Genomic DNA, 24,538 nt, shown 5'->3' on the forward strand with positions numbered 1-24,538 from the left:
CCAATAGACTGGCTGACCTATGAGCGGCACAGACGGACGGTCCTCGGGGTCTTTTGTCCACCTGCATAACCACACTGAGTACTCGATGCTGGACGGCGCCGCGAAGATCACGCCCATGCTGGCCGAGGCGCAGCGGTTGGAGATGCCTGCCATCGGCATGACCGACCACGGGAACATGTTCGGCGCCAGCGAGTTCTACAACTCGGCGACCAAGGCCGGCATCAAACCCATCATCGGGATCGAGGCCTACATCGCGCCCGGTTCCCGGTTCGACACCAAGCGCGTCACATGGGGCGACCCGGGCCAGAAGGGCGACGACGTCTCCGGCAGCGGTGCGTACACGCACATGACGATGGTCGCCGAGAACGCGACGGGCCTGCGCAACCTGTTCAAGCTGTCCTCGCTGGCGTCGTTCGAGGGGCAGCTGGGCAAGTGGTCGCGTATGGACGCCGAGATCATCGCCGAGCACGCCGAGGGCATCATCGCCACCACCGGCTGCCCGTCGGGCGAGGTCCAGACCCGCCTGCGCCTCGGCCACGAGCGCGAGGCGCTCGAAGCCGCGGCGAAGTGGCGCGAGATCTTCGGCCCGGAGAACTTCTTCCTCGAACTGATGGACCACGGTCTCGACATCGAGCGCCGGGTCCGCGAGGGCCTGCTGGAGATCGGCCGCAAGCTCGGCATCCCGCCGCTGGCCACCAACGACTGTCACTACGTCACGCGTGAGGCCGCACGCAACCACGAGGCGCTGCTGTGTGTGCAGACGGGCAAGACCCTCTCGGATCCCACGCGGTTCAAGTTCGACGGTGACGGCTACTTCCTCAAGTCCGCCGAGGAGATGCGGGCGCTGTGGGACAGCCAGGTGCCCGGCGCGTGCGATTCGACGCTGCTGATCGGCGAGCGGGTGCAGTCCTACGCCGACGTGTGGGAACCCCGTGACCGCATGCCGGTGTTCCCGGTGCCCGAAGGGCACGATCAGGCGTCGTGGCTCACCCACGAGGTGAAGGCCGGTCTGGAGCGGCGGTTCCGCGGTGGCCCGGTGCCCGAGGAGTACACCACGCGCGCCGAGTACGAGATCAAGGTCATCTGCGACAAGGGATTCCCGTCGTACTTCCTCATCGTCGCCGACCTGATCAACTACGCGCGTTCGGTGGGCATCCGCGTGGGGCCCGGTCGTGGTTCGGCGGCGGGATCGCTCGTCGCGTACGCCCTCGGGATCACCAACATCGACCCGATCCCGCACGGTCTGCTGTTCGAGCGCTTCCTGAACCCGGAGCGCCCGTCCGCGCCCGATATCGACATCGACTTCGACGACCGTCGCCGCGGCGAGATGCTGCGCTACGCCGCCAACAGGTGGGGGAGCGAGCGCGTCGCACAGGTCATCACGTTCGGCACCATCAAGACCAAGGCGGCGCTGAAGGATTCGGCCCGCGTGAACTTCGGCCAGCCCGGCTTCGCGATCGCCGACCGGATCACCAAGGCGCTGCCGCCGCCCATCATGGCCAAGGACATCCCGCTCTCGGGCATCACCGACCCGAACCACGAGCGGTACAAGGAGGCCGCCGAGGTCCGCGGTCTGATCGACACCGATCCGGACGTGCGCACCATCTACGAGACCGCGCGCGGTCTCGAAGGCCTGGTCCGCAACGCGGGTGTGCACGCCTGCGCGGTGATCATGAGCTCCGAACCGCTCATCGACGCGATCCCGCTGTGGAAGCGTCCGCAGGACGGCGCGATCATCACCGGCTGGGATTATCCGTCGTGTGAGGCCATCGGCCTGCTGAAGATGGACTTCCTGGGCCTGCGCAACCTCACGATCATCGGCGACGCCATCGCCAACATCAAGGCCAACCGAGGCATCGACCTGGACCTGGAGACGCTGCCGCTCGACGACCCGGCGGCCTACGAACTGCTCTCGCGCGGTGACACCCTCGGCGTGTTCCAGCTCGACGGCGGGCCCATGCGTGACCTGCTGCGGCGCATGCAGCCCACGGGCTTCAACGACATCGTCGCGGTGCTCGCGCTGTACCGCCCCGGTCCGATGGGCATGAACGCCCACAACGACTACGCCGACCGCAAGAACGGCCGGCAGCCCATCAAGCCCATCCACCCCGAGCTCGAAGAACCGCTCAAGGACATCCTGGCCGAGACCTACGGCCTGATCGTCTACCAAGAGCAGATCATGTTCATCGCGCAGAAGGTCGCCTCCTACACCATGGGTAAGGCCGACGCGCTGCGAAAAGCCATGGGCAAGAAGAAGCTTGAGGTGCTCGAGGCCGAGTACAAGGGCTTCAAGGAAGGCATGACCGCCAACGGGTTCTCCGAGGGTGCGGTCAAGGCGCTGTGGGACACGATCCTCCCGTTCGCCGGTTACGCGTTCAACAAGTCGCACGCCGCGGGCTACGGCCTGGTGTCGTACTGGACGGCCTACCTCAAGGCCAACTATCCGGCCGAGTACATGGCAGGCCTGCTCACCTCGGTCGGTGACGACAAGGACAAGGCCGCGGTCTACCTGGCGGACTGCCGGCGCCTGGGCATCACGGTGCTGCCGCCGGACGTCAACGAGTCCGAACACAACTTCGCCTCGGTCGGCGACGACATCCGCTTCGGCCTCGGCGCCATCCGCAACGTCGGCGCCAACGTCGTCTCGTCACTGATCAAGACCCGCACCGAGAAGGGCAAGTTCACCGACTTCTCGGACTACCTGAACAAGATCGACATCACGGCCTGCAACAAGAAGGTCACCGAATCGCTGATCAAGGCAGGCGCCTTCGATTCGCTGGGCCATCCGCGCAAGGGCCTGTTCCTGGTGCACACCGACGCCGTCGACTCGGTGCTGGGCACCAAGAAGGCCGAGGCGATGGGGCAGTTCGACCTGTTCGGGGGCGGCGAGGACACCGGCACCGACGCGGTGTTCACCATCAAGGTCCCCGACGAGGAGTGGGAGGACAAGCACAAACTCGCACTCGAACGCGAGATGCTCGGCCTCTACGTGTCCGGGCACCCGCTCAACGGCGTCGCGCACCTGCTGGCCAACCAGGTCGACACCCAGATCCCGGCGATCCTCGACGGCGACGTCGCCAACGACGCGCAGGTGCTGGTCGGCGGCATCCTGGCCTCGGTCAACCGCCGCGTCAACAAGAACGGTCTGCCGTGGGCGTCGGCCCAGTTGGAGGACCTCACCGGTGGTATCGAGGTGCTGTTCTTCCCGCAGACCTACTCGCTGTTCGGCGCCGACATCGCCGACGACGTCGTGGTGCTCGTCAAGGCCAAGGTGGCCGCACGTGACGACCGGATCGCGCTGATCGCCCACGAGTTGATCGTGCCCGACTTCAGCAGTGCGCAGGCCGATCGTCCGTTGTCGGTCAGCCTTCCCACCCGGCAGTGCACCATCGACAAGGTCACCGCGCTCAAGCAGGTGCTCGCCAACCACCCCGGCACGTCGCAGGTCCACCTGCGGTTGATCAGCGGTGAGCGGATCACCACGCTCGAGCTCGACCAATCGCTGCGCGTGACCCCGTCATCGGCGTTGATGGGCGATCTCAAGGCGCTGCTCGGCCCCGGCTGCCTCGGCTGACTTTTTCGCCGGGGATCTGCGCCTACGCGTCGAGGTCGATGCGCACGATTGCGCTGTCGTGCCACAGGTTTCGGTCGCGGGCGCGGCGCAGCTTCTCGCGCAGCGGAAGGTTGCGGTGCACATTGGTGACACCTGGGATCTTCAACAGCGGCACGATGTTCCACTGCCAGCCGTAACGTTGGTGCAGCGTGCGGTTGGCCCGCTGCGCCTCATCGTCGGCGAGAACTGTGGCGCGCCCGCCGAATCGGACGGGATCGGTGACGCGGCCGCGGTGATCGCACGGGGTGAGGGTGACCTCGGGACGCGCGGCGAGACGTTTGGTCTTGGGCCCGATCTTGGTGCGGAAGAACAGTGTTCGGCCCTGCAGTACGAACCAGATGGGGGTGTCGACGGCGGTGCCGTCGCGGCGGCGGCTGCGAAGCAGGGCGTAACGGGATCGACGTAGCGCGTCGAGTGCATGTTCTGTCTGTGGCATACCCCGAGTGAACAACTTAGAGTTGGCTCTAAGTCAAGCATGATCAGGAGACTGCAGATGGCCGCGCACCTGACGATCGGCGAAGTCGCCCGTCGGGCGGGCGTCGCGCCTACGGCACTGCGGTACTACGAGAAACTCGGCCTGCTCCCGGCGCCCGAACGCATCGGCGGGCGACGGCGCTACGACGAGGCGATCCTGGTGCGGCTCGAGGTGATCCGGCTGTGCAAGGCCGCGGGGTTCTCACTCGACGAGATCGCGGTGCTCATGGACGACGACACACCCGGGCGACCGGTGGCCCGCGCCCTCGCGGAGGCCAAACTCGCCGAGATCGACGCCCAGATCGCATCGCTGGCACGCGCCCGCAGCATCGTCGAATGGGGAATGCAGTGCACGTGCCCGTCGATCGATGAGTGCACCTGCGGAATCCACCGCACCGTCCCTGCCTGATGACGCCTACGCTGAAGGACATGCGCAGCCGACACGTCAGTGTCTGGATCGAGGCACCGCCGGACGCGGTCTACGTGTTCGCGTCGGACCCGGGCGAATGGCCAAGGTGGGCAGCGGGTTTGGCGCAGGGTGGGCTGCGGTTGACGGCAGAGGGCTGGATCGCCGATTCCCCGATGGGGATCGTGCGGGTGAGCTTCACCCCGGCCAACACCCACGGCGTGCTGGACCATGTGGTCGAGTTGCCGTCGGGGGAGCGGGTCTACAACCCGCTGCGGGTGGTTCCCGCCGGTGAGAACGAGTCGCGGTGCGAGGTGGTGTTCACGGTGCGGCAGCGGGCCGGCATGACCGACGAGCAGTTCGACGCCGACGTGGCCGCCGTGGAGGCCGATCTGGAGAGGCTGCGCGCACTGCTGGAGCGGTGAGCGCTCAGCGGCGGGACGTGCGTGAGGACGTCCCGAGCGCCAGCCAGGTGACGGTGGCGGCCGCGGCGGCCGAGAGCACCGCTGTGCTCGCGGTCATCGTCACGGCGGCGACCACAAGAAGGACGACGGCACCCACGGCGAGTGCGATCAGCTTGTACGCAGGCCACGGCACCCCGGCGACGCTGATCTCGCGTTCGGTCCGGGACCCGGCGAGGCGAAAGTTCCCGGCTGCTGTCATAGCCACCACGATAGCTCGCAAGATAGATTTCGGCTACCCGAAACACCGGATGTGGGCCTCCGGTTCGACCGGCACGTCATGCCGATATTTGTGCCCCTGACCGGCGAGTTCAAACCTCTGCGACCACACCCGTCCCCGCGGCCTGCGGCGCCGAACTGGCGTGCGCCCGGCCGGTACCCTAAGGTGTCTCTGCTCACCTCATTTCAGGGAAATCCCTGGTTGGTGGCAGTATTGACGAGTGACCACCGAACTGAGCGCCGACTCCCGAATCACTGCGCTGACCGCACCGCTGTCAGCTGCTGATATCGATGAGGCCGCTCGCCGAATTTCGGGCGTGGTCACCGAGAGCCCACTGCAGTACTGCGAACGGCTGTCCGAGGCCACCGGCGCCAACGTCTACCTCAAGCGCGAGGACCTGCAGGCCGTGCGCTCCTACAAGGTGCGCGGCGCGTTCAACCTGATGGCGCAGTTGTCGGCCGAGGAACTCGCAGCCGGTGTGGTGTGCTCGTCGGCAGGCAACCACGCGCAGGGCTTCGCGATGGCCTGCCGCACCATGAAGACCCACGGCCGGGTGTACGTGCCTGCCAAGACGCCCAAACAGAAGCGCGACCGCATCCGCTATCACGGACGTGAGTTCATCGAGCTCATCGCCGTGGGCGCCACCTACGACCTCGCTGCCGCCGCGGCGCTCGAGGACGTCGCCCGCACCGGCGCAACCCTGGTGCCGCCGTACGACGATCTGCGCACGATGGCCGGACAGGGCACCATCGCCGCCGAACTGCTCGACCAGTTGGACACCGAACCCGATCTGGTGATCGTGCCGGTCGGTGGTGGTGGCTGCATCGCCGGCATCACCACCTACCTCGCCGCGCGCACCGACAACACCTCGGTGCTCGGCGTGGAACCCGCGGGTGCGGCGTCGATGATCGCCGCGCTGGCGGCCGGCGAGCCGGTCATGCTGGCCGACGTCGACCAGTTCGTCGACGGTGCGGCCGTGGCCCGTGCCGGGCAGAAGCCGTTCGAGGCGCTCGCGGCGGCCGGCGACATGGTGTCGCTGACCACCGTAGACGAGGGCGCGGTGTGCACCGCGATGCTCGACCTCTACCAGAACGAGGGCATCATCGCCGAACCGGCGGGCGCGCTGTCCGTGGCGGCGCTGCTGGAGGCCGACATCGAGCCCGGGAGCACCGTGGTGTGCCTGATCTCCGGCGGCAACAACGACGTCTCGCGCTACAACGAGGTGCTGGAGCGCTCGCTGGTGCACCTCGGCCTCAAGCACTACTTCCTGGTGGACTTCCCGCAGGAACCCGGCGCGCTGCGGCGGTTCCTCGACGAGGTGCTCGGCCCCGGTGACGACATCACGCTGTTCGAGTACGTCAAGCGCAACAACCGCGAGACCGGCGAAGCTCTCGTGGGCGTCGAGCTGAGCTCGGCCGCCGACCTCGAGGGTCTGCTGGCACGCATGGGGCAGTCCGACATCCATGTCGAGCTGCTCGAGCCGGGCTCTCCGACGTACCGCTACCTGACCTGATCATCGGACCGCGCGCAACGGCGGCGGCACCTCGACGGCTTCGTCGTTGGCGCAGAAGATCGGCCGGTTGGAAGCCGGGATGACTCTTGGCCGAATCATCCCGGCCCGGCTGCGGACGCAGAGTTGACAAGGCGCAGGATCGCGAAAGAATGTCCGGCCAGCACCGTGCTGTCGGGGCGCGCCTCCGGCGTGCTCGACGCCAGCACCAGGTCACCGGAGATGCCTATGGTGACCGGTTCGGCGTTGAGGTTGCACGCGATCGCCAGGTCGCCGCGGTACAGCACGATCCACCGGTCGTCTTCGTCGAAGTCGACGCGCAGGTGGTCCAGCCACATATCGGCGAGTGCCGGTTCGGTGCGGCGCAGTTCGATCAACCCGCGGTAGATCCCGAGCAGTTGGGCGTGCTCGCCCTGGTCGAGTTCGTCCCACTTCAGCTTGGACCGTTCGAAGGTCGCCGGATCCTGCGGATCCGGGATCTCGTCGGCGTCCCAGCCGTGTCCGGCGAATTCGGCCTTGCGGCCCTCGGCCGTGGCCCTGGCCAGTTCGGGCTCGGGATGCGAGCTGAAGAACTGGAACGGTGACGACGACCCCCACTCCTCGCCCATGAAAAGCATTGCCGTATAGGGAGAGCCGAGGGCCAGTGCGGCCTTGACGGCCAGCTGTCCGGTGGTGAGCCGCTGCGACGGGCGGTCACCGACCGCGCGGTTGCCGACCTGATCGTGGGTGAGGGTGTAGGCGAGCAACCGGCTGCCCGGGATGGTCGCGGTGTCGAGCGGACGGCCGTGGCGGCGGTGCCGGAACGACGAGTACGTCCCGGCGTGGAAGTACCCGTTCTTGAGCGTGGTGGCGAGGGTCTCCATGGACCCGAAATCTGCGTAGTAGCCCTGCCGTTCACCCGAGACGGCGGTGTGGATCGCATGGTGGATGTCGTCGTCCCACTGCGCCGTCATGCCGTAGCCACCGCGGTCGCGCGGCGTGATCAGTCGGGGATCGTTCAGGTCGCTCTCGGCGATGAGCGACAGCGGGCGGCCGAGCTCTTCTGCCAGACGGTCGGTTTCGGCCGAGAGTTCCTCCAGGATGTGGATCGCGGTGTTGTCCATCAGCGCGTGCACGGCATCCAGGCGCAGACCGTCGGCGTGGAAGTCCCGCATCCACCGCAGCGCGCATTCCAGGATGTAGGTGCGCACCTCGTCGGCGTCGGCGTCGGACAGGTTGATCGAAGCGCCCCACGGGTTGCTGCCTGCCGACAGGTAGGGCGCGAACTTCGGCAGGTAGTTGCCGGACGGGCCCAGGTGGTTGAACACGGCGTCGATCAGCACGCCCAGACCGCGGGTGTGGCATGCGTCGACGAACCGGATCAATCCGTCGGGACCTCCGTAGGGTTCGTGTACGGCGTACCAGAGCACCCCGTCATAGCCCCACCCGTGGGTTCCGCCGAACGCGTTGACGGGCATGAGCTCGACGAAGTCGACGCCGAGATCGACCAGATAGTCGAGCTTTTCGATGGCCGAGTCGAAGGTGCCCTCGGGAGTGAAGGTCCCGATGTGCAGTTCGTAGATCACCTTGCCCTCGATGGACCGCCCCGGCCAGTCGGCATCGGTCCAGGCGTCCGGTCTTGGCCGCCACAGCTGCGAGCGCTCGTGCACGCCGTTGGGCTGGCGGGCCGAGCGGGGGTCGGGCAGCACCTTGGGGTCGTCGTCGAGGACGAACCCGTAACGGGCGTCGTCGGCGCATTCGACCTCGGCGCGCCACCAGCCGTCGTCGGACCGGGTCATATCGTGCAGCGTGCCCTCGACATCCAGGCGCACCACGTCGGGCAGGGGCGCCCACACCGCGAATTCGGTCATGTCAGCCGCTCCAGTAGTGCCGCCGGCAGTTCGGCGAACAGTTCGTCCGCCTGCACGGTTCCGCTCCATCGGCGTCCGCCGATCCGGTCGATCCACTCACCGTTTGGTAGCGACAATGTCGTGTCCCCCCAACCGGCTTCGGCCAGCGCGACGGTCCACCGGCTGACCGCGACCACCACGTCGTCACCACGCAGGTAGGAGATCACGTGGTCGGCGGCGGCACCGTCGGCGTGCAGTGGTGTGTGGCCGCCGGCCAGGAACGTCTGCGGACGGTCGCGACGCAACTGCAGGGCCGCTGTGGTGACGCGCATCTTGGCATCGGTACCGGCCTGCAGTGCGGCGCGATGGGCGGCGTAGTCGATCGGCCTGCGGTTGTCGGGATCCACCAGGCTGTCCTCGGCGAGCTCGGTGCCCTGATAGACATCCGGCACACCGGGCGCGGTGAGCGAAAGGAGCTTCTGGCCCAGGCTGTCGCTGCGGGCGTGCCGGTCCAGACGGGTGACCAGCTCGGTCAGCCCGGCGCCGACGGGTCCGTCGAGCACGGCGTCCACCCAGCTGTGCACAGCATCCTCGAACGCGGTGTCGGGGTCATTCCACGAGGTCTTGATGCCCGCTTCACGCATGGCCTTCTCGGCGTAGGCGTGCAGCCGGCCGCGCAGCTCGTCGGTGATCTCGCCGTCGCTCGGCCAGACCCCGAAGATGTTCTGCCACAAGAACAGTCCGGTCCCGAGGTCAGGTGGTGGGGCGATCTCGCTCCACTGCGTCACCAGTTCGGTCCACAGCCCGGGCACCTGCGACAGGACACCGATGCGGGCACGCACATCCTCACCGCGCTTGGTGTCGTGCGTGGACAGGGTGGTCATCGCGGTCGGCCAGAACCGCGCCCGCGTCGCGGCGCGCTGGTGGAACTCGGCGGTGGTGACCCCGAACAGCGCAGGCTCGCCGCCCACCTCGTTGAGGCTCACCAGGCGCGGATCGCGGTAGAACAGGCAGTCCTCGACCGCCTTGGCGGTGGCCGCTCCGCACAGTTGGTTCAGCCGTGCCGCGACTTCCGCGCTGGTCGCGTACGCCGCGGAGACGGTGCCGAGGGCGTCGGCGAGATCCGGTGCGGCCGAGGCGGTGCTGGCCAACGCGACCGGGAGCAGCGCCGACAGCGTGGGGTAGTCGCAGCGGTAGACGCCGATGTTGCTGACGAGTGCGGCCACGGCGTCGGGCAACCGAGGGTCGCTCCGCCCGGTGGCGCGCGTGATCGTGCGGCACACGCGGGCCAGCTCGCTGCCGAGGATGTCGGTGACGGCGGCCCGTTTGAGGTCGTGCTCGGAGGCCACCTCGACGTCGGCGCACAACTCAGCGAGCGGGCCTGCCCCGTTCGGGTCGATGAACACGCCGCCGATCTCGCGCAGCGCGTCGTACCCCGTGGTGCCCGCCACCGGGAGCGCGGTGTCGAGTGCCTCGTCGAACGCGAGGATCTTCTCGACGACGATCCACGCCGACGGGCCCGCGATCTCCCGCAGCCACGTCAGATAGCCTGCGGGATCGGTCAATCCGTCCGGATGGTCGATGCGCACCCCGTCGACCAGACCCTCGTCGAACCACCGTTTGACCTCGGTGTGGGTCGCGTCGAAGACCGCGCGGTCCTCCTGGCGCAGCGCGGCCAGTGACGTGATGGAGAAGAACCTGCGGTACCCGCAGATGCCGCGACGCCATCCGATGAGCCGGTAGTGCTGGCGGTCGTGCACCTGGGCACCTGTGCCGGAACCGGTGCCCGGCGCGATCGGAAGCACGAGATCACCGAGACGCAGCACGTCGCCGTCCACCGTCAGATCGGCGACGTCGTCGTCGGATCCGAGGATGGGCAACACGATCCGGCCGGATTGGCCGTCGACCTCGAGATCCCAGTCGATGTCGAAGTAGTCGGCGTACCGTGACGACCGTCCGTGGGTGAGCACGTCCCACCACCACGGGTTCTCGTCGGCACGTGCCACACCGACGTGGTTGGGCACGATGTCGACGATCAGGCCCATGTCGCGCGCACGCGCGGCCTCGGACAGGCGGTGCAGTCCGTCGGGACCGCCGAGGGCGGGGGAGACGGTCGTGGGATCGGTGACGTCGTAGCCGTGCGTGGAGCCTTCGGCCGCGGTCAGGATGGGGGACAGATACACATGGGAGACGCCGAGGTCGTCGAGATGGTCGAGGAGATTCACCGCATCGTCGAACGTGCAGCAGTCCCCGCGCATCTGCAACCGATACGTCGAGAGCACCGGGCGCGTCATCGTCACGCCGTCTTACGCAGGACGAGGACCGAACGCGGCTGGATCGAGATCTTCTCGCCGGCCCGCACCACCAGGTCCGAGTTGCCGACCGGGTCGGCGGTGTCGAGATCTGCGGTCCATTCCGCGGCGTAGTCGCCGTTGGGCGTGACGAAATCCTCCGGATGGTCATTCGAGTTGAAGCACAACAGGAATGAATCGTCGACCACCCGTTCGCCGCGTGCGTCGGGGGTGGGGATCGCCTCGCCGTTGAGGAACACCGCCACGCACGTGCCCAGCCCCGTACCCCAGTCCTCGGGGGTCATCTCGGTGCCCGCGCGGGTCAGCCACGCGATGTCGCGCACCTGATCGCCGCTGCGGATCGGTTTGCCCTCGAAGAACCTGCGCCGCCGGAACACCGGATGTTGCTTGCGGAACGCCACCACCTTGCGGGTGAACTCGAGGTGGTCGGCGTGGGTCTCGCACAGCGACCAGTCCATCCAGGACAGTTCCGAATCCTGGCAGTAGACATTGTTGTTGCCCAACTGGGTGCGGCCGATCTCGTCGCCGTGGGCGATCATCGGCGTGCCCTGCGAGAGCATCAGCGTGGCCATGATGTTGCGCATCTGCTTGGCCCGCAGCGCGAGGATCTCGGGATCGTCGGTCGGCCCCTCCACCCCGCAGTTCCACGACCGGTTGTGACTCTCGCCGTCGCGGTTGTCCTCGCCGTTGGCCTCGTTGTGTTTCTCGTTGTACGACACCAGATCGTTGAGGGTGAACCCGTCATGACAGGTCACGAAGTTGATACTCGCACTCGGACGCCGACCGGTCGCCTCATAGAGGTCCGAGGAACCGGTCAGTCGCGAGGCGAACTCGCCAAGGGTTGCGGGCTCGCCCCGCCAGTAATCACGCACAGTGTCGCGATATTTCCCGTTCCACTCGGTCCATAAACCTGGGAAGTTCCCCACCTGGTAGCCGCCCTCGCCGACGTCCCACGGCTCGGCGATCAGTTTGACCTGGCTGACCACGGGATCCTGCTGCACCAGATCGAAGAACGCCGAAAGCCGGTCGACGTCATAGAATTCCCGCGCCAGCGTCGAGGCCAGGTCGAAGCGGAACCCGTCGACGTGCATGTCCAGCACCCAGTACCGCAGCGAATCCATGATCAGCTGCAGCGTGTGCGGGTGCCGCGCGTTGAGGCTGTTGCCGGTGCCGGTGAAGTCCTTGTAGAACTCGGGCTGGCCGTCGAGCAGGCGGTAGTACGCGGCATTGTCGATACCGCGGAAGTTGATCGTGGGGCCCAGGTGGTTGCCTTCGGCGGTGTGGTTGTACACGACGTCGAGGATCACCTCGATACCCGCGTCGTGGAACGCCTTGACCATTGTCTTGAACTCGGCGACCGCACCGCCGGCGTTGCGGGTCGCCGCGTACTGGAAGTGCGGCGCGAAGAAGCCGACGGTGTTGTAGCCCCAGTAGTTTCGCAGGCCCAGGTCGAGCAGCCGGTGGTCGTGCATGAACTGGTGCACCGGCATCAGTTCGATGGCCGTGACGTTGAGCGACTGCAGGTGCTCGATGATCACCGGGTGGGACAGGCCCGCATAGGTGCCGCGCAGCGCCTCAGGGACGCCCGGGTGGGTCTGGGTCATGCCCTTGACATGCGCCTCGTAGATCACGGTGTCGTGGTACGGGGTCTTGGGGGCGCGGTCGGATCCCCACTGGAAGAACGGGTTGATCACGACGCTGGTCATGGTGTGGCCCAGGGAGTCGACGCGCGGCGGTGTACCGCTACCGGGTGGGTCCGCCTCCAGGTCGTAGGAGTACAGCGCCTGCGAGAAGTCGAAGTCACCGTGAAACGACTTGCCGTACGGGTCCAGCAGCAGCTTGCTGGGATCGCAGCGCAGACCCTTCGACGGATCCCACGGGCCGTACACGCGGAAGCCGTAGCGCTGGCCGGGGGAGATGGTCGGCAGATACGCGTGCCACACGTACCCGTCGACCTCATCGAGGTTGATGCGGGTCTCCGTGCCGTCCTTGGCGATCAGGCACAACTCGACGCGCTCGGCGACCTCGGAGAACAGCGAGAAGTTGGTGCCCGCCCCGTCGTAGGTCGCTCCCAGCGGATAGGCCTCGCCGGGCCACACCATGTTCATCGGCGCCGGTGGGGATGCGGTCGGATCGGACACCGAATCACCACCAACCGGTTGCGGCCGCCATCTGGCGCCCCAGCTCATTGGTCATGGTGCGCATGTAGGTTGCGGAAAGATGGTGAGAGTCGTGGTACAGCAGGACGTTTCCCTCCACCACGCGACAGTGGTCCTCACGGCACACCGCATCGCTCATGTCGAGCGGCTTCATCAACGGGAACCGGTCGAGATAGTCCAGTGTCGGGTTGCGGTCGGAGAGCACCTTCGACCGCTTGACCCCGCAGGAGACCGCGTCGCCGCCGTCGGCGAGGCAGTCCGCCGGGAAGTACGGCTTGCCGTTGCGGGTCAGCCACGGTGTGTCGCGCATCGCCAGAACCGGGATGTTGTTCTCGTTGAACGTCTCCCAGATGCCGAGGTACGTACTGGGCATCACATCGCCCGGTTTGATGTTCCACGGCCGCGTCGAGGTGGTGAACACGTAGTCGGGGTGATCGGCGATCAACTTCGCCATCACCCGCTGATTCCACTCGTGGCACTTGGGGTAGGGCCGGTTGTCGCCGCTGACCAGCGGCACCTCTTCGGTGGTCAGCGGGCAGCCCATCTTCAGATACGTGACGACCTTGAAACCGTGCTTCTGACCGAGCAGATCGAGCGCGGTGATCCAGTGCTCCGCGTGGGACCCGCCGGCCAGCGCGATGGTGCGGGTGGCGTTCTTGTCGCCGTAGGTGCAGTTGATCACCCCGACGTTGGCGAAGTCGCTGATGCAACCCTCGGTGGTCGAGATCGGCAGATCGTTCTTGGCCTCCAGCACCGTCGGCCGCATGGGCAGCTTGGGCACCCGTGCGTGTTCGATCAGGGCACGTGCACCCGGGTAGTCACGCGCCGACAGCCCCGACAGTTCCTTGCCGCTCGCGCGCTGCACGGTGACGTGCTCCCGCCACGTGAACGATGTCGCGGTGAGCGCGACTCCGAGCAGCGCCACGATCGATCCCAGCACGATCGTGGGCCGGCGCAGGCGTGCCCGCAGTGGTACCGCGGGCACGGGCGCGCGGCCCGGTTGTGTGCGCAGCGGTTCCTCGATGTAGCGCGTCGTCAGCCACGCGAGCACACCGGAGACCAGCAGGATCACGGCGCCTTCGACGAAGTTGGCCGCCGTGTGCCCGGAGTACGACAGCCAGAAGATCAGCAGCGGCCAGTGCCACAGGTACAACGAGTAGGCCATCGAACCCAGCGATACGAACGGCGCCGTCGCCAGCAGGCGGTTGGGCGTGGGCAGGCGGCCCGCAGTGCGCGGGTCGCTCATCCGGTTCGCGGCCGAGAAGATGAACAGGATCGTCGCGCCCACCGGCACCAGGGCCCACGGTCCGGGGAACTCCTTGACGCCGTCGATGAACCAGCCGCACGACAGGATCGCCGCCAGCGAGACGACCGACACCACGGTGCGCAGCCACATGGGCCAGCGCACGAATCCCACGAGCGCCCCGGCGAGCGCGCCGAGCAGCAGTTCCCAGGCGCGCGCGAAGCTGTTGTAGTAGGCGGTGGCCTGATCGGTGTTGTGGGCGATGATCGCGTACACGAACGACGCGATGGTCAGCGCCGCGAGCAGGACGATGAAGAAGGTCCGAAGGTGACGGCCGAACAGGCGCCGGAACAGATAGGCGAACCCGAAGATCAGCACCAGGAACGCGATGTAGAACTGGCCCTGCACCGACATCGACCAGATGTGCTGCAGCGGGCTGACCGTCTCACCGGCACGAAGGTAGTCCGCCGCGGTGTTCGCCAATTCCCAGTTCTGGTAGTAGCCCAGGCTCGCCAGACTCTGGTCAGCAAATGCCTCCCAGCGTGTTTCCGGCTGGATGAGGATGGTCAGAACCGCCGCGGCGGCCAGCACGACGACGAGCGCGGGCAGTAGCCGGCGCACCAGTCGTACGACCTCCGACAACGGCCGCAGCGGCGTGGACTGGTCGAGTGCGGTGCGCAGGATCTTGCCGCCGAAGAAGAACCCGGACAACGCGAGAAACACGTCGACACCACCGGAAACACGGCCGAACCAGATATGGAAGACAGCCACCATCATGATCGCGATGCCGCGCAGGCCGTCGAGATCGTGACGGTAGAAACCGGATTTCCGGGTCCCCATTGACGGATTTGCGGCGCGCGTATCGCGACTGATCGGCGCCGGCCGCGTCGGGGAGAGGGTCATCATGATCGAGGTCAATTTACCTAACAACCCCCGTCTGCTCACATTCGGAACGTGTTGATCACACCCACGGGCAAAGGGCTAGGCTCCCCGTCTGTGGCCGACCTGACCCCGGCGCAGATCAGTGCCGTCGACGCCGCACACATCTGGCATCCCTACAGCAAGATCGGTGCGGACGCGTTCCCGCCGGTCGTGGCGGTCGGCGCCAAGGGCGCCTGGCTCACCGTGATCGACCCGTCCGACGGTGCGCGCATCGACGTCCTCGACGCGATGGCGTCGTGGTGGACCGCCGTGCACGGGCACGGTCATCCGGTACTCGACGCCGCGATCAGCAGGCAGTTGTCGACCATGAACCACGTCATGTTCGGCGGCCTGACGCACGAGCCCGCGGCGCGGTTGGCCCAGCTGCTCGTCGAGCTGACCCCCGACGGTCTGGACACGGTGTTCTTCAGCGACTCCGGGTCGGTGTCGGTGGAGGTCGCGGTGAAGATGGCGCTGCAGTACTGGCGCAGCCTGGGCCGCGGCGCCAAGCACCGGTTGATGACGTGGCGCGGCGGCTATCACGGCGACACGTTCACGCCGATGAGCGTGTGCGACCCGGACGGCGGCATGCACTCGCTGTGGACCGATGTTCTTGCGGCGCAGGAGTTCGCGGAGGCCGTGCCGCGCGAGTACGACCCGGCCTACAGCGCGGCGTTCGAGAAGCAGCTCGCCGCCAACGCCGGCTCCCTGGCCGCGGTGATCGTCGAACCCGTCGTCCAGGGCGCGGGCGGCATGCGCTTCCACGATCCGCGGTACCTGGCGGATCTGCGCGCGATCTGCGACCGCCACGACGTGCTGCTCATCTTCGACGAGATCGCGACCGGTTTCGGCCGCACGGGAAAGCTGTTCGCCGCCGAGCACGCCGGCGTGAGCCCCGACATCATGTGTGTCGGCAAGGCGCTCACGGGCGGCTACATCACGCTGGCCGCGACGTTGTGCACCGCGCGGGTCGCGCAGACCATCAGCTCGGGCGAGCCGGGGGCGCTCATGCACGGCCCGACGTTCATGGCCAACGCCCTGGCGTGCGCGGTGGGGGTCGCGGCCGTGGAGCTGCTGATCGACAGCGACTGGCCCGCGCGGGTCGCCGCGATCGAGGAGGGATTGCGCAGCGGACTGGAGCCCGCGCGTGCCCTACCCGGCGTCGCCGACGTGCGGGTTCTCGGTGCGATCGGCGTGATCGAGATGCGCGAGCCCGTGGACATGCCGCTGGCCACGACCACGGCGCTCGCGCACGGGGTGTGGCTGCGGCCGTTCGGCAAGCTCATCTACGCCATGCCGCCGTTCATCTGCACGCCCGAGGAGGTCGCACAGATCACCGCGGGCATGGTCGGCGTCGCGCGTGCATTAACCTGAACGGTGTTCAATTCGGCGGCTCGTCGCCGGTGTTCAATTCGGCGGCTCGCCGCCGTGTTCAATTGGCGGCTCGCCGCCGACGACAACACCTCTAGGGAGAGCTCGTGACGCGCGCAGGTCTTTCACCGTTGGCCTGGCTGGCCGACATCGAACAACGTCGCCGCGCCGAGGGCCTGCGCCGTGAACTGCGGGTCCGTCCGCCCGTCGCCGCCGAACTGGACCTGGCGTCCAACGACTATCTGGGCCTGTCGCAGCACCCCGACGTGCTCGACGGCGGCGTCGAGGCATTGCGCACCTGGGGAGGCGGCGCCGGAGGATCACGCCTGGTCACAGGGAACACCGAGCTGCACGAGGCGTTCGAGCACCAGCTTGCGTCGTTCCTCGGCGCCGAATCGGCCCTGGTCTTTTCGTCGGGCTACACCGCCAACCTCGGTGCGCTGGTGGCACTGTCCGGGCCGGGATCGCTGATCGTCTCCGACGCGCTGTCGCACGCGTCCCTCGTCGACGCGTGCCGGCTGTCGCGGGCCCGGGTGGTCGTCTCGCCGCACCGCGACGTCGACGCGGTCGACGCGGCGCTGGCCGCGCGCACCGAGGAGCGCGCCGTCGTCGTGACGGAGTCGGTGTTCAGCGCCGACGGTGATCTGGCCCCGCTGCGCGACCTGCACGCGGTGTGCCGCCGCCACGGCGCGCTGTTGCTCGTCGACGAGGCACACGGTCTCGGGGTGCGCGGCACGCGCGGTCAGGGCCTGCTGCACGAGGTCGGCCTGGCGGGTGCACCCGACATCGTGATGACCACGACGCTGTCGAAAGCACTGGGCAGCCAGGGCGGTGCGGTCCTGGGCCCCGAGGCCGTGCGCGCGCACCTCATCGACACCGCGCGCTCGTTCATCTTCGACACCGGCCTGGCGCCGGCCGCCGTCGGCGCCGCATCGGCCGCGCTGCGGGTGCTCGACGCCGAACCGCAGCGTGCCCGCGCGGTACTCGACCGCGCGGCCGAACTGGCCACGATCGCAGGCGTCACCGAAGCGCCCGTCTCCGCGGTGGTGTCGGTGATCCTCGGCGATCCGGAGATCGCGGTGGGCGCCGCGGCGGCCTGCCTCGACCGCGGTGTGCGCGTGGGCTGCTTCCGCCCGCCCACGGTTCCCGCGGGCACCTCGCGGCTGCGCCTGGCCGCCAGGGCCTCGTTGACCGACGACGAGATGGCACTGGCCCATCAGGTGCTGACCGACGTGCTCGCCACCGCGCGGGCATGACCGTCCTCGCGGTCACCGGCACCGACACCGGTGTCGGCAAGACAGTGACGACGGCCGCGCTGGCCTGCGCAGCGCGGTTGGCCCGCCGCGACGTCGCGGTGTGCAAGCCCGTGCAGACCGGGACCATCGACGGCGACGACGATCTGGGCGAGGTGCGCCGCCTGTCGGGGGTCACCGCGCTGCACGGCGGCTGGCGTTACCCCGAGCCCCTGGCACCGGTCGCCGCTGCGGGGCGCGCCGGTGCGCCGCTGCCCACCCGCACCGAACTCGTCGGCTCCGTGCGCGCGGTCGACGCCGCCGGGCGTCTGACCATCGTCGAAGGCGCGGGCGGTCTGCTGGTCGCCCTCGGCGCCGACGGCGTCACGCTGCGGGATCTCGCGCACGATCTGGGCGCGCAGGTGCTCATCGTGGTGTCCCCGGGCCTGGGCACCCTCAACCACACCGCATTGACCCTCGAAGCGCTTGCCGCGCACGGTCTTTCGTGTGCCGGCCTGGTGATCGGAGCGTGGCCCGCCGAACCCGGCGTCGCAGAACTGGACAACCGCACCGCCCTCGAGGCGCTCGCGCCCGTGCGTGCCGTGCTGCCGGCAGGGGCCGGCGCGGCGAGCCCTGAACGCTTCGAGGCGTTGAGCGCGGCGGCGTTTGACGCAGACTGGATCACGAGCCTGAGCTGAGGCGTCTGCGGGAGGAGCAAGCGCATGGTGCACTCCGTCGAACTCGTCTTCGACGCCGAGACAGAGGCGACCGTGCGGGCCATCTGGGATGAACTGCGCGACGCCGGGATACCCAGCCAGGCCCCCGCGAGCAGGCCGCACGCGACCCTGACCGTCGCCCAGCACATCGACGCCGAGGTCGAACAGATCCTGCGGCCCGTTGCCGCGCGCCTGCCGCTGCCGTGCCGGTTGGGGGCCACACTCATCTTCGGCCGCTCGGCCGGGGTCCTGGCGCGCCTGCTGCTGCCCTCACCGGACCTGCTCGACGTGCAGGCCCGGGTGCACCGGGCGTGTGTGCCGTTGATGACGCCTGCGCCCATGCCGCACTCCGAGCCCGGCCAGTGGACCCCGCACGTCACCCTGGCGCGCCGCGTCGCCCCGACGCGGCTGGCGACCGCACTGCGGATCGCCGGGCGACCGGCCGAGATCGCCGGCACCGTGATCGGTCTGCGGCACTGGAACGGCGACAAGCGCACAGAGCACCCGATCGGGTGACATGCTGGGGGCGTGAACCGGCTCGCGATCATCGACGCCGAGTCCCGGCGGTTCGCCGAGGTGCTGGCCCACACGCCGCCCGACGCACGCTGCCCGACCTGCCCGGACTGGACGGCCGCGGATCTGCTGTGGCATCTGACCGAGGTGCACCTGTTCTGGGCCGCGGTGCTGTTCCGCAACGTGACAGCAGAGGACGGGGTCGCCGCGGTCGAGCAATCGAAACCGTCGCGGCCCGACTCCGTGGCGGACCTGTTGGCGCTGCGTGAGGGCGCGACGTCCGTGCTGCTGGCGGAACTGAGCAGGCTGGACGACGCCGAACCGCGGTGGTCGTGGTTCCCATCGGATCAGACGGTCGGCTTCACGCGGCGGATGCAGACCTACGAGGCGTTGATGCACCGCGTGGACGCCGAACTGGCCGCGGGCCTGCCGATCGGCGCCATTGCCGCCGACGTCGCGGCAGGTGCGGTCGACCACGCGGTGGACGTCATGTGGGCCTGGCAGCCGGAGGGTTCGCACTTCGAGGGGGCCGCGGTGGTCGAGTTCGTCGCGACCGACACCGCGCAGCGCTGGCAGGTCGATGTCGGTGCGGCCGGTGACTGGCCGAGCGCGGTTCGCAGCCCGGACACGCAGGTGGTGATTGCCTCGGCGACGGTGCGCGGCACGGCAGCCGATCTCGCACTGTGGGCGTGGAATCGCGGCGGTTCGGTGGATACCTCCGGTGAGCCCGCGTCGCTTCAAGCGCTGGATGCCGTGGTCGCCCGCGGTATGCCGTGACTACTCGAAAGAGCGCTCCGCAGAAGAAAATCCGGTGAATTCACTGCCGCCGCCGTGGGCGGCCAGCCCGTCGACGAGCAACTGCAGGCCGAAGCGGAACTGGCGGGTGCCGTCGCGGGTGAGCATCGACTGATCGTCACCCAGCGCGCCGACGGCGTCCCACTGCAGCCGGGACTGCTCGTCGACGGTGAATCCCAGCACGTAATAGATCACGGTGCGGGCGGCCGCATCGACGTCGGCGTCGCCCACCCCGGCGGCGCGGGCCGCGCGACCCAGCTGCTCCACGATCTCGGTGATCACCACCGACTGCCCGGACGCGAAGCTCGCCGACACGAGTTCGGCGCCGTCGGTGTGCGACAACAACGCGTCGCGCAACGCGCGGCAGGACTCGTGGATCTGTTCGCGCCACGCGAGGTCCGCGGTGTCGGTGCGCGCGGTGCGCAGAATGTGGTCGGCCACTGCCCCCAACAGTTCCTGTTTGTTGGCGAAATGCCAGTACAGGGCGCCCGGCGTGACGTCGAGCTCGCGCGCCAGGCGCCGCATCGTCAGGTCGGCGATGCCGTGGTCGTCGAGGATCTTCGTCGCCGCAGCCACCACGTCGGGTTTGTGGAGTTGCACACGCTTATCTTAACCTGAACACCGTTCAAGTAACCTGAACACCGTTCAGCGACCGGGCGGTCGCGATGTTCGAGGTGTTCCGAGATCTTTTCAACCCGCAGGAGGACGGCGTGACGCAGGCGGCCATCAACGGCACAGATGTACTGGACGTGGCGCGCGAGCAGGTGCTGGAGCGCGGCGTCGGCCTCGACCAGGCGCAGACCCTGCAGGTGCTGCAGTTGCCCGATGAGCGCCTCGACGACCTGCTCTCGCTGGCCCACGAGGTGCGGATGCGCTGGTGCGGTCCCGACGTCGAGGTCGAGGGCATCATCAGCCTCAAGACCGGCGGCTGCCCGGAGGACTGCCACTTCTGCTCGCAGTCAGGACTTTTCGCCTCGCCCGTGCGCAGCGCGTGGCTCGACGTGCCGAGCCTGGTGGAGGCGGCCAAGCAGACCGCAAAGACCGGTGCCACCGAATTCTGCATCGTGGCCGCCGTGCGCGGGCCCGATGAGCGTCTGCTGGCACAGGTCGCCGCGGGCATCGAGGCCATCCGCAACGAGGTCGACATCCAGATCGCGTGCTCGCTGGGCATGCTCACCGAGGAGCAGGTGCAGCGCCTGGCGGACATGGGCGTGCACCGCTACAACCACAACCTGGAGACCGCGCGCTCGTTCTTCCCCAACGTCGTCACCACCCACACCTGGGAGGAGCGCTGGGACACCCTCAACATGGTCCGCGAGGCAGGCATGGAGGTGTGCTGCGGCGGCATCCTCGGCATGGGGGAGACCCTCGAACAGCGCGCCGAGTTCGCGGCCAACCTCGCCGAACTGAATCCGCACGAGGTGCCGCTCAACTTCCTCAACCCGCGCCCGGGCACACCGTTCGGTGACCTCGAGGTGCTGCCGGCCTCCGAGGCGCTCAAGGCCGTCGCGGCGTTCCGTCTCGCGCTGCCGCGCACCATGCTGCGATTCGCCGGCGGACGCGAGATCACCCTGGGCGACCTCGGCGCCAAGAAGGGCATCCTCGGCGGCATCAACGCCGTCATCGTCGGTAACTACCTGACCACGCTGGGCCGACCGGCCGAGGCCGACCTGCAATTGCTCGACGATTTGCAGATGCCCATCAAGGCGCTCAACGCCACCCTGTAAAACGGGGTGGTGATGATCGAGGAAACCCCGGCGCTTCCCGCGCCCGTCGGTGCCGGCGTCTACAACGTCTACACCGGCGGTCCGGCGGACAGCGCGCTGCCCACGGCCGCGCAACTGGGACTGGAGCCCCCACGGTTCTGCGCCGAGTGCGGCCGCCGGATGATCGTGCAGGTGCGCCCGGACGGCTGGTGGGCCCAGTGCTCGCGGCACGGGCACGTCGACTCCACCGACCTCGACCCCCGGCGATGAGCAAAGACCTCCACATGAGCGTCTCCGACGCGCCGGCCCCGACGGCGCCGAGCAGGCCCGCGGGCGGACCCCGCATCTCCCGGTCGCGCGCCGCGGTCATCGTGGTGGCGGCACTCGCCGGCGCAGGCGCGCTGCTCGGTGTGGTGTGGTCGGTCCTGGCGCCCCCGATCCACGGCGTGATCGCACTGACCCGCAGCGGCGACCGGGCGCGGGCATACCTCGGTGCCGAGTCCGACCATTTCTTCACCGCGGCGTTCATGTTCACTGGCCTGCTGGTGGTGCTCGCCGCGGTCGCCGCGGTGGCGCTGTGGCAGTGGCGCGCGCACCGCGGGCCGGTTCTGGTGACGGCCCTGGTGGCCGGGTGCGCCGCGGCGGCCGGCACCGCGGCCGGCATCGGGGCCCTGCTGGTGCACGGCCGTTACGGGTCGATCGACGTGGCGAGCGCGCCCGTCACCCCGGAGAACCGCGTGTTCTACGTCGTCGAGGCGCCGCCGGTGTTCTTCGGGCACACGCCGCTGCAGATCGCGACGACCATCCTGTTCCCGGCCGCGGTCGCGGCGCTGGTGTACGCGCTGATCGCGGTGTCGACGTCGCGCGACGACCTGGGCGCCTGGCCGCCGGTCGAAACACCGGTCTATCCGCCCGTGAATCCGCACCTGCCGCCCATGGTCACCCCACCGCCGCAGGCCTGACGCTGCAGCGCCGGAAACTGAGAGGGGGCTCAGAGGGGGCTGCGCCGCAGCGCGCGTCCGGTGACCACCTTGGCCGCGATACCGGCCAACCGGGCCATCCCGACGTAGGTGACCGGGTTGAGCAGCGTCGGCCACTTCGACCGCACCAGGTTGGCGGTCAGCGGACGCGCGGCGAAACGGTCGGTCAGCCACCGCAGCGCCATGGGGGCCGACATGGGGTGCAGCAGCAGATGCTCGCTGAACAGGTCGCGGTGATAGGTCACCGAGGCGCCGCCGGTCAGGTACTTCTCGGCCAGCTCGTCGATCGAGGAGACCGAGATCAGCTCGTCGTGCACGGCTTGGATCAGCAGCACGGGTGGATTCGGTGTCGCCACACCGAGTTTGATGTCGTCGAAGACCTCGGTGACCTCGGGGCTGTCGAGGATCTGTTCGAGCGGCAGGTCGACCAGGTCGTCCATGTCCTTGCGCGCCAGCCGCAGCACGGCCTCGATGGTGCTCATCTTGTGCAGGCGCTGCAGCAGCTTGCGGCCCTCGGTGGTCGCGTGCTCGGCGATGACCCGATTGAGGCCCGGGTAGATGTCGGCGAGGGCGGCGACGACGAGTGCGGGCAGTCCCGAGAACACCGTGCCGTTGAGCCGCCGGAACGTGTGGCCCAGATCGCCGACCGGCGAACCGAGTACGGCGCCGACGATGTTGAGCTCGGGGGCGTAGGAGCCGCTCATCTCCGCGGCCCAGCCACTTGCCAGACCGCCGCCCGAGTAGCCCCACAGGCCGATGGGCGACGCGTCGGTCAGGGGCAGGCGCTCGGAGTTCAGCGCGGCACGAAGCCCGTCGAGCACGTGGTACCCGGGTTCGTACGGCGCGCCCCACATGCCGTCGAGGCCTTCGTGGTCGGGCACCGAGACGGCCCAGCCCTCGGCCAGCGCCGCGGTGATCAGCAGGAGCTCGAACTGGGCGAGGCCACCGGTGACCTTGGCGTGACGGCGCAGCGCGTACGACGGGAAGCACGTGGCCGAGATCGCGTCGATCGCGCACTGGTAGGACACGATCGGGCAGCCCGCGCGCGCGTCGGGCGGCATGATCACCGTGGTGACCGCGGCCTCGGGAGCGCCGTTGCGATCGGTGGTGCGGTACAGCAGCTGGGTGGCGTGCAGGGCCTGGGGGACCAGCCCGAGGAACGCGAGTTCGACGTCGCGGCTGCGCAGCACCGTTCCGGGTTCGGCGTGGTGGTAGCCGGCCGGCGGCAGATAGAACGGATCTTCACCGGGGAGCCCCGGCCGCGCGTCGCGGTCGAGTTCCTCGTGCGGTGCGCGCCCGATCCATTCGGCATCGGCGGCTTTCGCGGCGCTGGACAAGTCCATCCGGGCATTCTTGCTTAAGAAAGGTCTAAGAGTCCAGCCGACTCACCCGGGCGGTCGCAACGCAGCGAACTCGTCGGTGACGCGATAACGCGACTCGGTGAACCGGAACAGGGCGGCCGGACGCCCGCCGCTGCGGCCCGACCGCGCGGTGGTCCCGGTGCGGGTGATCACCTTGCGGCGTTCGAGAACCCGCTGCAGGTTGGTGGCGTCCACCTGGTAGTCCAACGCGGCGCTGTAGACATCGCGCAGCGACGAGATGGCGAATTCTTTTGGCGCCAGGGCAAATCCGATATTCGTATAGGAAAGCTTGGCGACCAGCCGGGTGCGGGCGTGTTCGACCATGGGCGCGTGGTCGAACGCCATCGGGGGCAGTTCGTGCACCGGATGCCAGCGCGTGTCGTCGGGCAGCGCCGGAGTGGCGGGGGAGGGCACGAGGCCGAGGAACGTCGAGGCGATGGTGCGTTCACCGGGCACGCGCTTCGGATCGGAGAACACCGCGAGTTGCTCCAGGTGGGCGAGCTCGCGAAGGTCCACCTTCTCGGCGAGCTGACGCCGCACCGACGTGGTCAGGTCCTCGTCGTCGCGCAGGCGTCCGCCGGGGAGCGACCACTTGTCGCGCTCGGGTTCCAGTGCGCGTTGCCACAGCAGCACGTTGAGAGACGGTTGACGCGTGTCGAGGTCGCGAACCTGGAACACGACGGCGAGCACTTCGTGGGCGGTGCTACGATTGGGCA

The 24,538-nt window shown here is 68.4% G+C and carries 21 protein-coding genes; 12 read left to right on the forward strand and 9 right to left on the reverse strand.

Annotated elements, in window-relative coordinates; genetic code table 11:
- Positions 1 to 19: 19 nt before the first annotated feature.
- Positions 20 to 3,574, forward strand: coding sequence for a DNA polymerase III subunit alpha (gene dnaE, locus AT701_RS15920; RefSeq protein ID WP_011728872.1), 3,555 nt, complete (start codon positions 20 to 22; stop codon positions 3,572 to 3,574).
- Positions 3,575 to 3,596: 22 nt separating this feature from the next.
- Here the strand turns inward: dnaE and AT701_RS15925 are convergent, their stop codons facing one another.
- Entirely contained in the window at positions 3,597 to 4,049 is a 453-nt protein-coding gene (locus AT701_RS15925) for a PPOX class F420-dependent oxidoreductase (protein ID WP_058126183.1), read from the reverse strand.
- 57 nt (positions 4,050 to 4,106) lie between these two features.
- Here AT701_RS15925 and AT701_RS15930 point away from each other — a divergent pair, with 57 nt between their 5' ends.
- Positions 4,107 to 4,496 (forward strand): MerR family transcriptional regulator, encoded by a 390-nt coding sequence (locus tag AT701_RS15930; protein WP_011728874.1) that lies wholly within the window; start codon positions 4,107 to 4,109, stop codon positions 4,494 to 4,496.
- Between the two features lie 20 nt (positions 4,497 to 4,516).
- Positions 4,517 to 4,918 (forward strand): SRPBCC family protein, encoded by a 402-nt coding sequence (locus AT701_RS15935; RefSeq protein WP_011728875.1) that lies wholly within the window; start codon positions 4,517 to 4,519, stop codon positions 4,916 to 4,918.
- A 4-nt stretch (positions 4,919 to 4,922) separates the two neighbouring features.
- Here the strand turns inward: AT701_RS15935 and AT701_RS35060 are convergent, their stop codons facing one another.
- On the reverse strand, positions 4,923 to 5,156 hold the full coding sequence (locus AT701_RS35060) for a hypothetical protein (RefSeq protein ID WP_029104326.1): 234 nt from the start codon (positions 5,154 to 5,156) through the stop codon (positions 4,923 to 4,925).
- A gap of 238 nt (positions 5,157 to 5,394) precedes the next feature.
- Here AT701_RS35060 and ilvA point away from each other — a divergent pair, with 238 nt between their 5' ends.
- Entirely contained in the window at positions 5,395 to 6,687 is a 1,293-nt protein-coding gene (ilvA, locus tag AT701_RS15945) for a threonine ammonia-lyase IlvA (protein ID WP_081319482.1), read from the forward strand.
- A 95-nt stretch (positions 6,688 to 6,782) separates the two neighbouring features.
- Here the strand turns inward: ilvA and treZ are convergent, their stop codons facing one another.
- Genes treZ through sucT form a run of 4 tightly spaced genes read right to left on the reverse strand, consistent with a single transcriptional unit; the run spans position 6,783 to position 15,133 of the window.
- A complete protein-coding gene (gene treZ, locus AT701_RS15950; RefSeq protein ID WP_058126184.1) occupies positions 6,783 to 8,534 on the reverse strand; it encodes a malto-oligosyltrehalose trehalohydrolase in 1,752 nt (583 codons plus the stop codon).
- Entirely contained in the window at positions 8,531 to 10,807 is a 2,277-nt protein-coding gene (gene treY / locus AT701_RS15955) for a malto-oligosyltrehalose synthase (protein ID WP_058126185.1), read from the reverse strand. Before treY ends, treZ begins: the two co-directional genes overlap by 4 nt.
- A gap of 2 nt (positions 10,808 to 10,809) precedes the next feature.
- Complete coding sequence (gene glgX, locus AT701_RS15960; protein WP_162267896.1) at positions 10,810 to 12,933, reverse strand: glycogen debranching protein GlgX; 2,124 nt, start codon at positions 12,931 to 12,933, stop codon at positions 10,810 to 10,812.
- Positions 12,934 to 12,970: 37 nt separating this feature from the next.
- Positions 12,971 to 15,133, reverse strand: coding sequence for an acetyltransferase SucT (gene sucT / locus AT701_RS15965; RefSeq protein WP_058126187.1), 2,163 nt, complete (start codon positions 15,131 to 15,133; stop codon positions 12,971 to 12,973).
- A gap of 90 nt (positions 15,134 to 15,223) precedes the next feature.
- Between sucT and AT701_RS15970 the strand changes: the two genes are divergently transcribed.
- The 5 genes from AT701_RS15970 to AT701_RS15990 all read left to right on the forward strand — a co-directional run bounded on the left by AT701_RS15970 (position 15,224) and on the right by AT701_RS15990 (position 19,757).
- Positions 15,224 to 16,522 carry an adenosylmethionine--8-amino-7-oxononanoate transaminase gene (locus AT701_RS15970; RefSeq protein ID WP_011728880.1) on the forward strand — a complete coding sequence of 433 codons (1,299 nt, stop codon included), beginning with the start codon at positions 15,224 to 15,226 and terminating at the stop codon, positions 16,520 to 16,522.
- A gap of 104 nt (positions 16,523 to 16,626) precedes the next feature.
- Positions 16,627 to 17,775, forward strand: coding sequence for an 8-amino-7-oxononanoate synthase (locus AT701_RS15975; RefSeq protein ID WP_058126188.1), 1,149 nt, complete (start codon positions 16,627 to 16,629; stop codon positions 17,773 to 17,775).
- On the forward strand, positions 17,772 to 18,449 hold the full coding sequence (gene bioD, locus AT701_RS15980) for a dethiobiotin synthase (RefSeq protein WP_011728882.1): 678 nt from the start codon (positions 17,772 to 17,774) through the stop codon (positions 18,447 to 18,449). The genes AT701_RS15975 and bioD overlap by 4 nt, the downstream gene beginning before the upstream one ends.
- 24 nt (positions 18,450 to 18,473) lie before the next feature.
- The gene (locus tag AT701_RS15985) at positions 18,474 to 18,983 is read left to right on the forward strand and encodes a 2'-5' RNA ligase family protein (RefSeq protein WP_058126189.1); all 510 of its coding nucleotides are present in this window, start codon (positions 18,474 to 18,476) and stop codon (positions 18,981 to 18,983) included.
- Positions 18,984 to 18,995: 12 nt separating this feature from the next.
- The gene (locus AT701_RS15990; protein ID WP_058126190.1) at positions 18,996 to 19,757 is read left to right on the forward strand and encodes a maleylpyruvate isomerase family mycothiol-dependent enzyme; all 762 of its coding nucleotides are present in this window, start codon (positions 18,996 to 18,998) and stop codon (positions 19,755 to 19,757) included.
- Here AT701_RS15990 and bioQ read toward each other — a convergent pair whose 3' ends face one another.
- The gene (bioQ, locus tag AT701_RS15995; protein ID WP_058126191.1) at positions 19,758 to 20,375 is read right to left on the reverse strand and encodes a TetR family transcriptional regulator BioQ; all 618 of its coding nucleotides are present in this window, start codon (positions 20,373 to 20,375) and stop codon (positions 19,758 to 19,760) included.
- 65 nt (positions 20,376 to 20,440) lie between these two features.
- Here bioQ and bioB point away from each other — a divergent pair, with 65 nt between their 5' ends.
- Genes bioB through AT701_RS16010 form a run of 3 tightly spaced genes read left to right on the forward strand, consistent with a single transcriptional unit; the run spans position 20,441 to position 22,443 of the window.
- Complete coding sequence (gene bioB, locus AT701_RS16000; protein ID WP_011728886.1) at positions 20,441 to 21,502, forward strand: biotin synthase BioB; 1,062 nt, start codon at positions 20,441 to 20,443, stop codon at positions 21,500 to 21,502.
- Between the two features lie 12 nt (positions 21,503 to 21,514).
- Positions 21,515 to 21,751 carry a biotin synthase auxiliary protein BsaP gene (gene bsaP / locus AT701_RS16005; RefSeq protein ID WP_014877604.1) on the forward strand — a complete coding sequence of 79 codons (237 nt, stop codon included), beginning with the start codon at positions 21,515 to 21,517 and terminating at the stop codon, positions 21,749 to 21,751.
- Between the two features lie 14 nt (positions 21,752 to 21,765).
- On the forward strand, positions 21,766 to 22,443 hold the full coding sequence (locus tag AT701_RS16010) for a DUF2567 domain-containing protein (RefSeq protein WP_058127636.1): 678 nt from the start codon (positions 21,766 to 21,768) through the stop codon (positions 22,441 to 22,443).
- 29 nt (positions 22,444 to 22,472) lie between these two features.
- On the opposite strand, the gene AT701_RS16015 is transcribed toward AT701_RS16010, so the two are convergent.
- The gene (locus AT701_RS16015) at positions 22,473 to 23,804 is read right to left on the reverse strand and encodes a lipase family protein (protein ID WP_011728889.1); all 1,332 of its coding nucleotides are present in this window, start codon (positions 23,802 to 23,804) and stop codon (positions 22,473 to 22,475) included.
- A 42-nt stretch (positions 23,805 to 23,846) separates the two neighbouring features.
- Positions 23,847 to 24,512 (reverse strand): DNA-binding transcriptional regulator NrtR, encoded by a 666-nt coding sequence (gene nrtR / locus AT701_RS16020; RefSeq protein ID WP_011728890.1) that lies wholly within the window; start codon positions 24,510 to 24,512, stop codon positions 23,847 to 23,849.
- Positions 24,513 to 24,538: the final 26 nt, after the last annotated feature.

The sequence above is a fragment of the Mycolicibacterium smegmatis genome (assembly GCF_001457595.1).
Taxonomy (GTDB): Bacteria; Actinomycetota; Actinomycetes; order Mycobacteriales; family Mycobacteriaceae; genus Mycobacterium; species Mycobacterium smegmatis.

What these genes read in the sequence shown, in the direction of transcription:
- dnaE (WP_011728872.1), top strand. Translation starts at nt 20, where the DNA reads ATGAGCGGCACAGACGGACGGTCCTCGGGGTCTTTTGTCCACCTGCAT.
- AT701_RS15925 (WP_058126183.1), bottom strand. Translation starts at nt 4,049, where the DNA reads ATGCCACAGACAGAACATGCACTCGACGCGCTACGTCGATCCCGTTAC.
- AT701_RS15930 (WP_011728874.1), top strand. Translation starts at nt 4,107, where the DNA reads ATGGCCGCGCACCTGACGATCGGCGAAGTCGCCCGTCGGGCGGGCGTC.
- AT701_RS15935 (WP_011728875.1), top strand. Translation starts at nt 4,517, where the DNA reads ATGCGCAGCCGACACGTCAGTGTCTGGATCGAGGCACCGCCGGACGCG.
- AT701_RS35060 (WP_029104326.1), bottom strand. Translation starts at nt 5,156, where the DNA reads ATGACAGCAGCCGGGAACTTTCGCCTCGCCGGGTCCCGGACCGAACGC.
- treZ (WP_058126184.1), bottom strand. Translation starts at nt 8,534, where the DNA reads ATGACCGAATTCGCGGTGTGGGCGCCCCTGCCCGACGTGGTGCGCCTG.
- treY (WP_058126185.1), bottom strand. Translation starts at nt 10,807, where the DNA reads ATGACGCGCCCGGTGCTCTCGACGTATCGGTTGCAGATGCGCGGGGAC.
- glgX (WP_162267896.1), bottom strand. Translation starts at nt 12,933, where the DNA reads ATGAACATGGTGTGGCCCGGCGAGGCCTATCCGCTGGGAGCGACCTAC.
- sucT (WP_058126187.1), bottom strand. Translation starts at nt 15,133, where the DNA reads ATGATGACCCTCTCCCCGACGCGGCCGGCGCCGATCAGTCGCGATACG.
- bioD (WP_011728882.1), top strand. Translation starts at nt 17,772, where the DNA reads ATGACCGTCCTCGCGGTCACCGGCACCGACACCGGTGTCGGCAAGACA.
- AT701_RS15985 (WP_058126189.1), top strand. Translation starts at nt 18,474, where the DNA reads ATGGTGCACTCCGTCGAACTCGTCTTCGACGCCGAGACAGAGGCGACC.
- bioB (WP_011728886.1), top strand. Translation starts at nt 20,441, where the DNA reads ATGTTCGAGGTGTTCCGAGATCTTTTCAACCCGCAGGAGGACGGCGTG.
- bsaP (WP_014877604.1), top strand. Translation starts at nt 21,515, where the DNA reads ATGATCGAGGAAACCCCGGCGCTTCCCGCGCCCGTCGGTGCCGGCGTC.
- AT701_RS16010 (WP_058127636.1), top strand. Translation starts at nt 21,766, where the DNA reads ATGAGCGTCTCCGACGCGCCGGCCCCGACGGCGCCGAGCAGGCCCGCG.
- AT701_RS16015 (WP_011728889.1), bottom strand. Translation starts at nt 23,804, where the DNA reads ATGGACTTGTCCAGCGCCGCGAAAGCCGCCGATGCCGAATGGATCGGG.